Annotated in this window: 16 protein-coding genes; 9 read left to right on the top strand and 7 right to left on the bottom strand. The window is 69.2% G+C overall.

What is annotated here, in order from left to right; genetic code table 11:
• Positions 1-19 precede the first annotated feature (19 nt).
• Positions 20-1,048 carry a class II fructose-bisphosphate aldolase gene (fbaA, locus tag BM349_RS11905; protein WP_091707035.1) on the top strand — a complete coding sequence of 343 codons (1,029 nt, stop codon included), beginning with the start codon at positions 20-22 and terminating at the stop codon, positions 1,046-1,048.
• Positions 1,049-1,060: 12 nt separating this feature from the next.
• Here fbaA and BM349_RS11910 read toward each other — a convergent pair whose 3' ends face one another.
• From BM349_RS11910 to BM349_RS11920, 3 genes are read right to left on the bottom strand one after another with little or no spacing between them, the layout of a single operon-like run.
• Positions 1,061-1,618, bottom strand: a complete 558-nt coding sequence (locus BM349_RS11910; RefSeq protein WP_091707036.1) for an MOSC domain-containing protein — start codon at positions 1,616-1,618, stop codon at positions 1,061-1,063.
• Between the two features lie 45 nt (positions 1,619-1,663).
• The gene (locus BM349_RS11915; RefSeq protein ID WP_091707037.1) at positions 1,664-2,371 is read right to left on the bottom strand and encodes a zf-HC2 domain-containing protein; all 708 of its coding nucleotides are present in this window, start codon (positions 2,369-2,371) and stop codon (positions 1,664-1,666) included.
• Complete coding sequence (locus BM349_RS11920; RefSeq protein WP_091707038.1) at positions 2,368-2,874, bottom strand: sigma-70 family RNA polymerase sigma factor; 507 nt, start codon at positions 2,872-2,874, stop codon at positions 2,368-2,370. The genes BM349_RS11915 and BM349_RS11920 overlap by 4 nt, the downstream gene beginning before the upstream one ends.
• 197 nt (positions 2,875-3,071) lie before the next feature.
• Here BM349_RS11920 and BM349_RS11925 point away from each other — a divergent pair, with 197 nt between their 5' ends.
• The gene (locus BM349_RS11925) at positions 3,072-3,581 is read left to right on the top strand and encodes an SRPBCC family protein (protein WP_091707039.1); all 510 of its coding nucleotides are present in this window, start codon (positions 3,072-3,074) and stop codon (positions 3,579-3,581) included.
• A gap of 9 nt (positions 3,582-3,590) precedes the next feature.
• On the opposite strand, the gene BM349_RS11930 is transcribed toward BM349_RS11925, so the two are convergent.
• Both BM349_RS11930 and BM349_RS11935 read right to left on the bottom strand, forming a co-directional pair.
• Positions 3,591-4,169, bottom strand: coding sequence for a DUF6264 family protein (locus tag BM349_RS11930; RefSeq protein WP_091707040.1), 579 nt, complete (start codon positions 4,167-4,169; stop codon positions 3,591-3,593).
• Entirely contained in the window at positions 4,166-5,206 is a 1,041-nt protein-coding gene (locus BM349_RS11935; protein ID WP_091707041.1) for a 4-hydroxy-3-methylbut-2-enyl diphosphate reductase, read from the bottom strand. The genes BM349_RS11930 and BM349_RS11935 overlap by 4 nt, the downstream gene beginning before the upstream one ends.
• A 120-nt stretch (positions 5,207-5,326) precedes the next feature.
• Between BM349_RS11935 and xseA the strand changes: the two genes are divergently transcribed.
• The 7 genes from xseA to BM349_RS11970 are packed head-to-tail and all read left to right on the top strand — an operon-like array spanning position 5,327 to position 11,829.
• Positions 5,327-6,643 (top strand): exodeoxyribonuclease VII large subunit, encoded by a 1,317-nt coding sequence (gene xseA / locus BM349_RS11940; protein ID WP_091707042.1) that lies wholly within the window; start codon positions 5,327-5,329, stop codon positions 6,641-6,643.
• 9 nt (positions 6,644-6,652) lie between these two features.
• A complete protein-coding gene (locus BM349_RS11945) occupies positions 6,653-6,892 on the top strand; it encodes an exodeoxyribonuclease VII small subunit (protein WP_091707043.1) in 240 nt (79 codons plus the stop codon).
• Positions 6,892-7,545: a DUF4245 domain-containing protein gene (locus BM349_RS11950; RefSeq protein ID WP_091707044.1), complete on the top strand. Its 654-nt coding sequence runs from the start codon at positions 6,892-6,894 to the stop codon at positions 7,543-7,545. The genes BM349_RS11945 and BM349_RS11950 overlap by 1 nt, the downstream gene beginning before the upstream one ends.
• Before the next feature lie 32 nt (positions 7,546-7,577).
• Positions 7,578-8,192, top strand: a complete 615-nt coding sequence (locus BM349_RS11955; protein WP_091707282.1) for a carbonic anhydrase — start codon at positions 7,578-7,580, stop codon at positions 8,190-8,192.
• 32 nt (positions 8,193-8,224) lie between these two features.
• Complete coding sequence (locus BM349_RS11960; protein WP_091707045.1) at positions 8,225-9,619, top strand: class II fumarate hydratase; 1,395 nt, start codon at positions 8,225-8,227, stop codon at positions 9,617-9,619.
• A gap of 45 nt (positions 9,620-9,664) precedes the next feature.
• Positions 9,665-11,179 (top strand): sensor histidine kinase, encoded by a 1,515-nt coding sequence (locus BM349_RS11965; RefSeq protein ID WP_175525277.1) that lies wholly within the window; start codon positions 9,665-9,667, stop codon positions 11,177-11,179.
• Positions 11,176-11,829 carry a response regulator transcription factor gene (locus tag BM349_RS11970; protein WP_091707047.1) on the top strand — a complete coding sequence of 218 codons (654 nt, stop codon included), beginning with the start codon at positions 11,176-11,178 and terminating at the stop codon, positions 11,827-11,829. The genes BM349_RS11965 and BM349_RS11970 overlap by 4 nt, the downstream gene beginning before the upstream one ends.
• An 88-nt stretch (positions 11,830-11,917) precedes the next feature.
• On the opposite strand, the gene BM349_RS11975 is transcribed toward BM349_RS11970, so the two are convergent.
• Both BM349_RS11975 and BM349_RS11980 read right to left on the bottom strand, forming a co-directional pair.
• Positions 11,918-12,538 (bottom strand): hypothetical protein, encoded by a 621-nt coding sequence (locus tag BM349_RS11975; protein ID WP_091707048.1) that lies wholly within the window; start codon positions 12,536-12,538, stop codon positions 11,918-11,920.
• 157 nt (positions 12,539-12,695) lie between these two features.
• Positions 12,696-14,051, bottom strand: a complete 1,356-nt coding sequence (locus BM349_RS11980) for a PhoH family protein (RefSeq protein ID WP_091707049.1) — start codon at positions 14,049-14,051, stop codon at positions 12,696-12,698.
• Between the last annotated feature and the right edge of the window lie 77 nt (positions 14,052-14,128).

The raw sequence follows: 14,128 nt of genomic DNA on the forward strand, positions 1-14,128 counted from the left end.
ACACGACCAAGGAGCCGTCATGCCCGTCGCCACCCCCGAGCAGTACGCCGAGATGCTGGACCGCGCGAAGGCCGGCGGATTCGCCTATCCGGCGTTCAACGCGTCCAGTTCCCAGAGTGTCAACGCCATCCTCCAGGGACTGACCGAGGCCGGCTCGGACGGCATCATCCAGGTCACCACCGGCGGGGCCGACTACTTCGCCGGGCACACGGTCAAGGCGCGCTCCACCGGGGCACTCGCCTTCGCGAAGTTCGTGCACGAGGTCGCCAAGAGCTACCCGATCACGGTCGCCCTGCACACGGACCACTGCCCGAAGCCGGCGCTCGAGGACTTCGTGCTTCCGCTGATCGCCGAATCGGAGAAGGTCGTCGCCGACGGCGGTCAGCCGATCTTCCAGTCGCACATGTGGGACGGATCGGCCGTGCCGCTGGACGAGAACATCGACATCGCCAAGGAGCTGCTCCCCCGGCTCAAGGCGATCAACGCGATCCTCGAGGTGGAGATCGGCGTCGTCGGCGGCGAAGAGGACGGCGTGCAGCACGAGGGGTCGAACGACGCCCTCTACACGACCGTCGCGGACGTGACCAAGGCCGTCGAAGCGCTGGGCCTCGGCGATCGGGGGCGCTGGATCGCCGCGCTCACCTTCGGCAACGTGCACGGCGTGTACGCGCCGGGCAACGTCAAGCTGCGCCCTGAGCTGCTCGGCGAGATCCAGGACGGGATCGCCGCGAAGTTCGGTACCGGCCCCAAGCCGCTCGACCTCGTCTTCCACGGCGGCAGCGGTTCGACGGACGACGAGATTGCGCTGGCCGTCGCGAACGGCGTCATCAAGATGAACATCGACACCGACACGCAGTACGCGTTCACGCGTGCCGTCGCCGGGTTCATGTTCAGCAACTACGACGGCGTGCTGAAGGTCGACGGGTCGGTGGGCAACAAGAAGGCGTACGACCCGCGCGCGTGGGGCAAGATCGCCGAGTCGGCGATGGCCGCCCGTGTGGTGCAGGCCACGCAGCAGCTCGGCTCGGCCGGCAAGTCCACAAGCTGACGCGCAGCGCCTTCAGGCCTCTTCAGGCCCGATGTACGCGTCCAGCAGTCCTGGCGCGCCATCCGGTCGCGAGAGGACCTCGATCGGGTCGCCGGCGCTGACGAATCCGTTGCGGAGCACGCGCAGGTAGGGGCCGAGGCGCCGCTCGGCCGAGAAGCGCCTGACCCACCCGCGCTGCTCCGCTCCGCCGACCCAGCGGGCGAACGTCTGACACGGTGTGCGCGGCATCGTCACCTCGACCGTGACGGTGTCACCGATGCGCCACACCTCCCCGATCCGTGCCGCATTCACGTCGATGTCCTCGGTGCGGAGGTTCTCTCCGAAGAAGCCGGGTGGGAGCGGTCGGGCCAGCTCGATCTCCCAGAACGCGGCGTCCTCGGCCGCGTACGCGTACAGCGCCTTGTCCAGACCGCCGTGGTGCTTGCGGTCGGCCTGCACGTCGGCGCCGACCCCGTACCGCCCGATCCGCACCCTGCCGTCCAGCGCACGCTTGTCGATCGCCGTCACCCGGTCTCGGGTGCCGTCCTGACGAAGTTGCGAGACGGCGCAGACGGCGACAAGACGAGGCATCCGGTCATCCTACGGCGGCGGAGGAGCGGCATCCCTGTCGTCGGATCACTCCCCCAGGTCGTACCGCATCAGCAGGCGCCCGGACTCGATCGACCGGATCTCGATCGCCGCGATCTGGGAGAGGTCCAGCGCCGAGCCCGCGCTGAGCCGAGCGGTGGAGCCGGGTATGGCCCGCCAGGTCGACACGTCGGCCGACGTTCCGTCCGACCCGACGACCGTCAGCGCGTACGGCCGCTCCTCAGCGGGCGACTCCGGATCTTCGCTCGGTGCGTAGCGGCATTCCAGCTCGATTCGCGTGCCCCAGGCCACGCTGGTCAGACGTACACTCGCCTCGAGCGGAACGTCCGCGACGGCCTCGAGCGCGTAGGCCGCCGGGGGCGCGGAGCGCACGATGCTGACGGGGATGGCGATCGCGGTGACCACGATGACGACGGCGGCCGCCGCGGCGGCCCACCACGCACGCCGACGGCGCTGGGCGCGCCGACGCGCGAGGGAGATGACCTCGGCGCGGACCGATCCGTCGGGCTCCCCCGCGCCGGCGGCTCCCTCGGCCGATTCGGCGTCGATGCTGCGCGCCCGTTCGGCGCTGACCCTCGACATCAGCCCGAGGGTGGGGCTGAGTTCGGCGACCGCGCGGCGGCACTCGGCGCAGTCGGCGAGGTGCTCCTCGAACTGGCGGCGTTCGGTGGACGACAGGGCGCCGACCACGTAGGCGGCATCCCACTGGGCGAAGCGCGGGTGATCGGGATTCATCGCGTCACCCCCCTCTCCTGAAGCGCCAGGCGCATGGCGCGCAAGCCGTAGTGAAGTCGCGACTTCACGGTGCCTTCCGGGATGTCCAGTTCGGCGGCCGTCTGCGCGACGCTTCGGCCGCCGTAGTAGGAGCGCACGATGACCGAGCGGTGCTCGGGACTGAGCACCGCGAGCGCCTCTTCGATCAGGATCGCCTCGAACAGCGCGTCGGTGTCGTCGGCGCCGATGCGCTCAGGAACGTCGGCGACGACGTTCTCATGCCTGCGCCGCGCGCTGCGTGCTTCGTCGATCACGAGGTTGCGGGCGACGGTCATCATCCACGAGCGCATCGTCGCCGGGTCCTGCTCGAGGATGCGCGGGTTCCGCCACGCGCGGAGCAGTGTCTCCTGGACGACATCGTCGGCACCGGCGCGATCGCCGGTCAGCCGCACGACGTAGCGCCAGACCGGTCCCGCGTGGGCGTCGTAGAGGGCGCCGAGACGTGCGCCATCATCCCCCGGCATCCCGCACCTCCCTCACTGAGGACACGAGACGGATGCACCGGCGGTTCACCGCGGTGAACCGGACACCGCGCTCAGTCTCCATCCAGTATGAACGCACCCCTCTCGGCCTTGGCCCGGTCGCAGTCCGGAGCCCTCGATCTGCGCCCCGGCCGTCGGTATCGTTCAGGGGTCACATCCTCTAAGCAGGGAGATCCGCGATGGCCGAGAGCAGTGCTGCATCGCAGTTCGTCGTCGAGGCGAGCCGTGAGCTGGATGCCCCGCCTGATGTCGCCTGGCGTTCCTGGACCGATGCCGCGATCCTGCAGCGATGGTGGGGGCCGAACGGCTTCGAGTGCCCGACGGCCGAAATGGATGTGCGCGTCGGAGGAAGCTCTCTCGTGTCGATGAGCGCCCCGGACTGGGGCTTCCCCGAGATGTTCAGCTCGTGGGAGTACACGCTCGTGGAGAGACCGCGCCGCCTCGAATTCATGTTCCGGTTCAGCGACGCGAATGGCGATCCGCTCGGTGAGGACGCCCGGCCGCCGGGTGTGCCCGCCGAGGTCGCGCACACCGTGACCTTCGACCCGCTGGAGGGCGACCGCACGCTCATGCGTGTGCACGAGGCCGGCTACGAGAGCGAAGAACCGCTCGAGATGTCACGTCAGGGTCTGGAGCAGTCGCTCGACAAGCTCACGCCGCTGTTCGCCGGCGGACGTGCACTGCTCTGAGTCCCCGGGTCAGCGGGCGCTGTCGAGGATCGCGTTCCACAGGACCGGGTCCGAGGCGATCGGCACCATCAGCAGCACGCCGCTGATGCCCGTGAAGACGATGCCGGCGACCAGCGGAATCCACCACGTGAGCCGCTCCTTGGCCAGTCGGCGCCACGACACCCACGCGGTCAGCAGCCATCCGATCGCGAGGACCAGGGCCGCCGCGATGCCCCACGGACGGTCGGCGGCGGGGTCGGCGAGCTGACCGTCGATCCCCAGGATCCCGAGAACCGTGGTCACGTACGCCTGATAGTCGAGCATGCTCGGGATGCTGGTCACCACGTTCACGAGGCCGTAGACGAGCAGCGCGATCGTGGCGACGCGATCGGCGAACCGTCCGCGCCGCATCGTCGGTGTCGCGGATGACACGCCGGAGGGCGCCGCCGGCACCGTCGGCGAGTCCGCGGGCGGGGCGCCCTTCAGCGCGTCCGGATCCTGACCGGTCTCCAGCAGCCACGTCATATCAGGCTGCTTGATCCGGGCCCGCTGCTCCTCCGGCGTCGCGTACTCGCCGTACTGCGGACGGGGCCGCTCCGTGTCGCTCATGCGCCGACCCTGCCGCCGAGGGCGCGTTCGTCGCGCTTGCCCGCGGCATCCTGCCGGAGCTCCTTGGGCAGGGAGAACATCAGGTCCTCCTCGGCCGTCTTGACGACCTCGACGTCGCGGTAGCCGGCTCCGGAGAGATCGTCGAGCACTTCCTGGACGAGCACCTCCGGCACCGAGGCGCCGCTGGTGACGCCCACGGTCTCGACGCCGTCGAGCCACTCCTGCCGGACCTCGTCGGCGTAGTCCACGCGATATGCGGCCTTCGCACCGTACTCGAGGGCGACCTCGACCAGCCGGACGCTGTTGGACGAGTTCGCCGAGCCGACCACGATCACGAGGTCCGCGTCCTTGGCCACCTTCTTGATCGCGACCTGACGGTTCTGCGTCGCGTAGCAGATGTCATCCGAAGGCGGATCCTGCAGGTGGGGGAACCGCTCCCGAAGGCGGCGCACCGTCTCCATCGTCTCGTCGACCGACAGCGTCGTCTGCGAGAGCCAGACCACCTTCGACGGATCGCGCACCTCGACCCGATCGGCGTGCTCGGGCGAATTGACGATCGTGACGTGCTCGGGCGCCTCGCCGGCCGTGCCCTCGACCTCTTCGTGACCCTCATGGCCGATCAGGAGGATCTCGAAGTCGTCCCGCGCGAACCGCACCGCTTCGCGGTGGACCTTCGTGACGAGCGGGCAGGTCGCATCGATCGCCTGCAGACCGCGGTCGGATGCCGCCGCCACGACTGCCGGTGACACGCCGTGCGCGCTGAAGACCACGTGAGAGCCTTCGGGTACCTCATCCACCTCGTCGACGAAGATCGCGCCGGCGGCCTCGAGCTCGGTCACCACGTGGATGTTGTGGACGATCTGCTTGCGCACGTACACCGGGGCGCCGAACCGCTCGAGCGCCTTCTCAACGGCGATCACGGCACGATCGACACCGGCGCAGTAGCCGCGGGGAGCCGCCAGCAGCACCCGCTTCTGTCCGGAGACGGGGATATCCTGAAGTCGCTCGCGCCGCCGCGGAACGCGGGGGACGGGCATGCGGACAGCCGAAGTGCTCACATCCCCGAGTCTACGGGGGCGGCCTGTGCACCGGCCGTGCAGACGACTGCCGGCGGCCACGCGTGCACCCGAACGATGCGCCCGACAGGAGAGGACCGGATGACGACGTTCCACGCCGACGCGGTTCCCGGCCAGCCCCCTCCCCCCGACTCGGTGCGGCCGCGCGATTCCACCTCCGATGCACCGACCTCGGTCGCCCGCCTCAACGACACCATCCGAGGATTCATCGAGACCTGGGGATCGGTCTGGGTCGAGGGCGAGATCACGTCGTGGAACGTCCGGACCGGCAACGTGTTCGGCAGGCTCAAGGATCTCTCCACCGACGCGACGATCTCCTTCCGGATCTGGTCGAGCACCCTCCAGCGGCTTCCTGCCGACCTTCGGGTGGGCGACCATGTGATCGCGTCCGTGAAGGCCGACTACTTCATCAAGTCCGGAGATTTCAGCTTCGCGGTCTCCTCGATGCGCCACGTCGGGCTCGGAGACCAGCTCGAGAAGCTCGAGCGCCTTCGTGCCAAGCTGCGCGCCGAGGGCCTGTTCGACCTGGCCCGGAAGAAGCAGATCCCGTTCCTCCCGCATGTCATCGGCCTCATCACCGGTGAGAAGTCGGATGCCGAGAAGGACGTCCGTCACAATGCCGAGCTGCGATGGCCGCACGTGCGGTTCCGTACCGCGTACGCGGCGGTGCAGGGCGACCGGTGCGTTCCGGAGACGATCGGCGCGCTCAAGGCGCTGGATGCGGATCCGAATGTCGACGTGATCGTCATCGCCCGAGGCGGCGGCGACGCCCAGCACCTGCTCGGCTTCAGTGACGAGCGACTGCTCCGGGCCGTGGCCGCGGCATCCACGCCCGTCGTGAGCGCGATCGGGCACGAGAACGACCACCCCCTTCTGGACGACATCGCAGATCTGCGGGCATCGACGCCGACGGATGCGGCGAAGCGCGTCGTTCCGGATGTCGTCGAGCAGCGCGCCGCGGTCGTCCAACTCCGCTCGCGGCTGACCATGCGCCTCTCCCAGCGCATCGGCCACGACATCGCGCAGCTCGAGCAGCTGCGCTCCCGCCCCGTCCTGCGCGCGCCTGAGACGATGATCGACGCGCGGTCGCAGCAGCAGTGGCTGCTCGTCTCTCGGGGCAGGGACGTCGTCGATCGCCTCCTGGAGTCGCAGGCGCGCCGAGCGGCTGAACTGCGGGCCGCCCTGCGCACCCTGTCACCGGCATCCACCCTGGCCCGCGGCTACGCGATCGCGCACCTGACCGGAGGCGTGATCGTGCGCGATGCCGCCCAGGCGCGAGCGGGTGACGCAGTGGTGGTCACGGTCGCTCGCGGCTCCTTCTCCGCCCGGTCGGAGGGCGAGGTGGCCGAGAGCCCGCGGACGGCGGGCACCGCGGAGGCTCCCGCTGCACCGTCCTAGAATGGACGTATGAGCGCATCGAGCGAAGGCGTCGCCGACGTCGCGGGTCTCTCGTTCGAGCAGGCACGCGACGAACTCGTCCGCGTCGTCGCCGAACTGGAGCAGGGTGCGCCGACCCTCGAGCACTCGCTCGCGCTCTGGGAGCGCGGTGAGGCGCTCGCGGCCCGTTGCGAGGAGTGGCTGCTCGGCGCCAAGCGGCGCCTGGATGCCGCGCGGTCGAACACGGCGGCCGAGAGCGCAGAGGCGTGATGGCGCAGAACCCGCGGATCGTCGCCGAGCTCGGCCGACCCGAGACCCCGGATGAGACCGCCGACCGCAAGGCGGAGTCGTCGCGTGTGTACCGGGCCAGCCAGAACACGCGCAATCTGATCGCCGCGCTGCTGGTCACACTGGCTGTGGTCGCCGTCATCATCTTCGCGGTGCCCCGCGGTGAGCCGCCCCAGGCGGAGCCGATCGACGTGGCGGCGGTCGCACAGCAGATCGAGCGCGCCGAGGGCCGCGCGGTCATCGTGCCCGCCGTCCCCGAGGAGTGGATCGTCAACCGTGCGTCCATCGAAGGAGATTCGACCTCCGCGTGGACGATCGTCTACGTGCCGGACGAGAAGGCCGGGTTCCTCAGGATCGCGCAGGGCTTCGACGCCGATCCGGCTTGGACCACGCGAGTGCTCAGCGGCGCGGCCGTGGACGGAACCGTCACGATCGGCGGTGTCGAGTGGGATCGATACGACATCCCCGATCCGTCGAAAACCGGCAACATCTCGGCGGCCCTGAGCACGCAGGCGGGTGAGGACGTCGTCTTGGTGTACGGCTCGACCGACCAGGACACGCTCGAGCTCGCGGCGGCATCGGTCGCCGACCAGGTCATCGCACTTCGCGACGCATTCAGTGAGGAAACGCAGTGACCGCACCCACCCCGATCAAGGCGTGGCAGGAGATGCAGCGCGGCAATGCCCGGTTCGTCGCCGGAGAGCCCCGCCATCCGCGTCAGGACGTGGAGCGTCGCGCCGAGCTCGCGCTCGGCCAGCGCCCGCGCGCGGCCCTCTTCGGCTGCTCGGACTCGCGCCTGTCGGCGGAGATCATCTTCGACAAGGGACTGGGCGACTTGTTCGTCGTGCGCAACGCGGGGCAGGTCATCTCGGATTCCGTCGTCGGCAGCCTCGAGTACGCGGTCGCGGTGCTCGAGGTCCCCCTGATCATCGTGCTCGGCCACGACGCATGCGGGGCGGTGGATGCTGCGATCCGCAGCGTCGCGGACGACGCTCCTGCCCTGCCCCCGCACATCTGGCGTCAGATCGCCCCGATCGTCCCGGCCGTGCGTCGCGTCCAACGCGAGACGACCGTGGCCGGAGACCTGCCCGACGAGATCGACGCCGACCTCGTCGGCCGCGAGCACCTCCGCGACACCGTCGCAGACCTGCTGCACTCGTCGGAGCTGATCAGCGAGGCCGTCGCCGACGGTCGGCTCGCGATCGTCGGCGCGAACTACCGCCTCGCCGAGGGCACGGCGGTACCCGACATCATCCTTGGCGACGTGACCGACGGCGCCTGAGCACGATTTCCGATACCTGGAGGAACGACGACGTGACCGACATCGAGTACCGCATCGAACACGACACGATGGGTGAGGTCCGCGTACCGCGGGACGCGCTGTACGCCGCGCAGACCCAGCGTGCGGTCGAGAACTTCCCCATCTCGGGCGATGCCCTCGACCCGGCCCAGATCGTGGCTCTCGCCCGCATCAAGAAGGCCGCAGCGCTCGCGAACAAGGAGCTGGGGACCCTCGACCCCACGATCGCGGACGCGATCTCCCGCGCGGCCGACCGGATCATCGCAGGCGAGTACGCCGACCAGTTCCCGATCGACGTGTACCAGACCGGCAGCGGCACCTCGTCGAACATGAACATGAACGAGGTGCTCGCCACCCTGGCATCGCGCGACCTCGGCTCCCTCGTCCACCCGAACGACCACGTGAACGCCTCGCAGTCCTCGAACGACGTGTTCCCGACCTCGGTCCACATCGCCGTGACACAGGAGCTCATCGACGATCTCATCCCCGCGCTCGACCACCTCGCGGTCGCATTCGAGGCGAAGGCCGAGGCCTGGAAGGACGTCGTCAAATCCGGGCGCACGCACCTGATGGACGCGACCCCGGTCACGCTCGGCCAGGAGTTCGGCGGCTATGCGCGCCAGATGCGTCTCGGCATCGAGCGCGTGCAGTCCGTCCTGTCCCGCGTCGGCGAGGTGCCGCTGGGCGGCACGGCCGTCGGGACCGGCATCAACACGCCGCTGGGGTTCCCGCAGAAGGTCATCGAGCTCATCGTCTCCGACACCGAGCTGCCGATCACCGAGGCCAAGGACCACTTCGAGGCTCAGGCGAACCGTGACGGGCTGGTCGAGGCCTCCGGCGCGCTTCGCACGATCGCGGTCTCCCTGACCAAGATCAACAACGACCTGCGATGGATGGGGTCCGGTCCGAACACCGGCCTCGGCGAACTGCACATCCCCGACCTGCAGCCCGGGTCCTCGATCATGCCCGGCAAGGTCAACCCCGTCGTCCCCGAGGCGACCCTGATGGTGTGCGCGCGCGTCATCGGAAACGATGCGACGGTCGCGTGGGCGGGGGCCTCCGGAGCGTTCGAGCTCAACGTCGCGATCCCGGTGATGGGAACGGCCGTACTTGAGTCGATCCGCCTGCTCGCGAACTCGATGCGGATCCTGGCCGACAAGACGATCGACGGACTCCAGGCGAACGTCGAGCGGGCCGCCGCATACGCCGGGATGTCGCCTTCGATCGTGACGCCCCTGAACAAGCTCATCGGCTACGAGGCGGCCGCGAAGATCGCGAAGCACTCCGTGGCGAAGGGCATCACCGTCCGAGAGGCCGTGATCGACCTTGGGTACGTCGAGCGCGGTGAGATCACCCACGAGCAGCTGGACGAGAAGCTCGACCTGCTGTCGATGACCCATCCCGGCTGACCGGCCGGCATCCCGCGAATGTCGCTCCGGCGCGATAATCGGGAGGTGAGTCGGCCGTCTCGCCCCCTTTCGGCGCGTGCCCGCATCCTGGGCGCGATCCTCGCCGTGGCGTGCATCGGACTCGCGATCGTCGGGAGCGTCACATTCCTGGTGCAGCGCGAGCGCGTGGTGAACGAGGTGAACGACCGCCTGAAGGCGCAGGTCGACCGGCTGCACACGGTGGCCGGCGACGCGCCGAGTGAAGCGGATGCGACCGGCTCCGGCGCCACGACCGCGAGCGAGGACCTCAGCATCGACGACTTCGACTCGGTCGAGGACTACCTCTACAGCGCAGTGGCGCGGCTCGTGCCCGCCCGCAACGAGGCCGCCGTCGCGATCGTCGACGATCAGGCTCGCTTCATCCCTGCGACGCTGTCGGGCTTCGACATCTCGGGCAACCAGGAGCTCATCGACCGCGCGATCGCCGAGACCGCAGGCGGGGAGACCAAGATCGGCACCGCGGTGACCGAGCAGGGATCTCTTCGCTACATCGCGATCCCGGTGACGATGCCGGGCGATCCGCAGACCGGCATCTACGTTCGCGCGATCGACCTCGGGGCCGAGCTCAGCCCGGTGACAGCGGCGATCACGACGTACTCGATCGCCGCGGTGATCATGCTCGCCGCGATCGGCATCGTCGGCTGGTTCGTCGCGGGCCGGCTGCTCTCGCCGATCCGGGACCTCCGAAACGCCGCCGACGCCATCACGCTCGATGATCTGTCGCCGCGGCTCTCGCCCCAGGGCAACGACGACATCTCCGATCTCACGCGCACGGTCAACTCGATGCTCGATCGGCTCGAGGGCTCCGTCGACGTGCAGCGCCAGCTGCTGGACGATGTGCGGCACGAGCTCAAGACGCCGATCACGATCGTGCGCGGGCACCTCGAGCTGATGGACCCGAGCGACGCCGCCGATGTCGCGACCACGCGCGAGATCGGAATGGCCGAGCTCGACCGGTTGACCCGCCTCGTCGACGACATCGACCTGCTGGCGACGGTCGAAGGCGACGGATTCACGATGGCGGAGGTCGACCTCGCCGCCCTGACGGCGCGCGTCGGCGAACTGGTCACCGTCATCCCGGGGCATCGATGGAGCGTCGATTCGCTCGCGGACGGCCGGATCGTCGGCGACGCCGACCGGCTGCTGCAGGCATGGCTGCAGCTCGCCGACAACGCCTCGAAATACACCCCGGCGGGCTCCACGATCCAGCTCGGAAGCCTGCTGAACAGCTCCGGTGCCCAGTTGTGGGTGAGCGACCATGGGCCCGGCATCCCGCCCGCCTCGCGCCATCGCATCTTCCGCCGATTCGACCGCGCCCATGGCAAGCGGACGGTCGGCGGATCGGGGCTCGGGTTGGCGATCGTCGACGCGATCGCCAAGGGCCACGGCGGACTCTGCGCGGTGACCGACACACCCGGCGGGGGCGCGACGTTCACGATCCACCTGCCTCTTCCGACGACACCGCTCCCGGCGCCCGTCCGCGCCGGCGACGTGGTGCTGCAGCGCGAGGCAGCCGGATGAGCACGATCCTCATCGTCGAAGACGAGCCGCGGATCGCGGCGTTCGTCAGTCGAGGTCTGGAGTCCGCCGGCTACAGCACCGTGATCGTCGACGACGGTGCCGAAGGACTGCGTCGGGCCCTCGCCGAGGACATCGATCTGGTGCTGCTGGATGTCGGCCTGCCCACGATGGACGGCTTCGAAGTCCTGCGTCAACTCCGAGCACGCGGATCAGCGGTGCCCGTCATCATGCTCACGGCCCGCTCCAGCACCCGGGATACGGTCGAGGGGCTGGATGCCGGAGCCAACGACTACGTGTCGAAGCCGTTCACGTTCGACGAGCTGCTCGCCCGCGTCCGCTCCCGGCTCAGGGAGAGCACGACCACGGGCGTCTCCGTCGCGCACGGTGACGTCATGCTCGACATCCTGGGCCGGCGCGCGACCGTGGACGGCCGTGAGGTCGAGCTGTCGGCGCGCGAGTTCGCGCTGGCCGAGCAGTTCCTTCGCAGCCCCGGGCGGGTGCTCAGCCGCGAGCAGCTGCTCAGCCGGGTGTGGGGCATGGACTTCGACCCGGGCTCGAACGTCGTCGACGTGTACGTCCGGTATCTGCGCGGCAAGCTCGGTGCGCACCACATCGTCACCGTCCGGGGCGCCGGGTACCGCTGGGAGTGAGCCCGACCGCACGAAGAAGCCCCCGGTGTTGGGGGAACACCGGGGGCTGGGAGAGGCCGGGCAGGGGGATGCCGGCCAGGCATTCGCGTCAGTCTGGGGGAACGCGCGATTGCCCTCTCTTCGTACCGAACGTCAGACCAGAGAGGTCGCGTTCGGACGTTTCACCCGTCTGAGCGGGCAGTTCTGGGGAGACCCGGTTTCCGGATCCGAGGTTCTGCGTCTCCGACCGGCCGGAGGAATTGTCCTTCGCCTCCTTGTCGGCGATCTTCGCGTCGAGGCGGGCGATCCAGGCGTCGATGCGGTCCTGAGACCAGCCGCGCTTCAGCGCCCACGCGTAGACGGCGTCCCACGAACCGGACGCCTCCACCTGGGAGACGAGCTCGTCCTCGGTCGCAACCGACGGCTCGCCGACCGGTGACTGCGACGTGGGAGGCGCGGCGATGTCGTCGGGCTCCGGCGCCGGGACCGTCACCGGCTCGGTGACCGGTGCGGGCGCGGGAGTCTGCGGCGTGATGGGCACGGCCGAGGGGCTCGGATCGGGGGTGGGACTCGCGCTGGAGGCCGGGACGACCACCGCACGGGCATCTGCCGGGGCTCCCGCGGAGTCTGCGAGCGCAACTGAGGTGGTCATGGCGACCGCGCACACGACGGCGACACTCGCAGCGACCGTGGCGATGCCACCGATCGTGAGACGTGTCCGGCTGTCCACGCGAGCGTCCTCCGAATCCGGGCGCGAAAAAGGCGCCTCGTCCATCGTGACAGACCGCGCTGAGCAGATGAGGACATACGCATGAGACTCTTCTCATACAGAGAGACCGGGATGCGGCATCCCGGTCTCTCGTCGTCTCATCAGACGAAATCGGCTCTCAGGCGAGCTCTCCGGCCTCGAGCAGATCGGTCACCAGCGCCGCGATCGCGGAGCGCTCGGAGCGCACCAGCGTGACGTGGCCGAACAGATCATGGCCCTTCAGGGTCTCGATCACCGAAGCGACACCGTCGTGTCTGCCGACACGCAGGTTGTCGCGCTGACCGACGTCGTGGGTCAGGACCACCCGAGAATTCTGGCCGATCCGGCTCAGCACCGTGAGGAGGACGTTGCGCTCGAGCGACTGCGCCTCGTCGACGATCACGAAGGCGTCATGCAGTGAGCGACCGCGGATGTGGGTCAGCGGCATCACCTCGAGCAGACCGCGTGCGATCACCTCTTCGACCACGTTGCCGGTGACCACCGAGCCCAGCGTGTCGAAGACCGCCTGTCCCCACGGGTTCATCTTCTCGCCCTGATCACCGGGGAGATAACCGAGCTCCTGACCGCCGACGGCGAACAGTGGCCGGAACACGATGACCTTCTTCTGCTGCTGCCGTTCGAGCACGGATTCGAGCCCGGCGCACAGCGCCAGCGCCGACTTGCCCGTTCCGGCGCGACCGCCGAGGGAGACGATTCCCACGTCGGGGTCCAGGAGCAGATCGATCGCGATCCGCTGCTCGGCGGAGCGGCCGTGCAGTCCGAAGACCTCGCGGTCGCCGCGCACGAGCCTGTACTCGCCCTCTCCGGTGACCCGGCCCAGCGCGGAGCCGCGCTCCGAGTGGATCACGAGTCCGGTGTTGACGGGAAGCCCGCGCACTTCGTCGCCGGTGGCGATCTCGGTCTCGTACAGATCGCTGATGTCATCGCCCGAGACGTCGATCGTCGCGATGCCGGTCCAGCCGGAGTCGACGGCCTGCTCGGCGAGGTACTCCTCGGCGATGATCCCGAGGGATGCCGCCTTCACGCGCATCGGGAGGTCCTTGGAGACGATCGAGACCTCCTGGCCGTGCTGCGCGAGGTGCATGGCGACTGCGAGGATCCGGCTGTCGTTGTCGCCGAGGCGCATGCCGGACGGCAGCACGGTCGCGTCGGTGTTGTTGAGCTCGACGCGCAGCGTGCCGCCCTCGCCGACGGGAACCGGGAAGTCCAGTCGTCCGTGCTCGACGCGCAGCTCGTCGAGATGCCGCAGCGCCTGGCGCGCGAAGTAGCCGATCTCGGGATCGTGGCGTTTGCCCTCGAGCTCGGTGATCACCACGACCGGGATCACGACGTTGTGCTCGGCGAAGCGGAAGAACGCCCGCGGATCGCTCAGCAGCACGGAGGTGTCCAACACGTACGTGCGCAGATCTTCCGACTGCTCCGCGACCGCGTCGACATCATGACGGTGCTGCTGCTGTGGTGCTCGTGAGGTCACAACCCACTCCCGACCCGGGTGGAACCACCCGGCAGTCACGAGTCGACCATGGGGTCACGAGTCGCGATCCGAAAGGC

It is taken from the genome of Microbacterium sp. cf046 (genome assembly GCF_900114345.1).
Classification (GTDB): domain Bacteria; phylum Actinomycetota; class Actinomycetes; order Actinomycetales; family Microbacteriaceae; genus Microbacterium.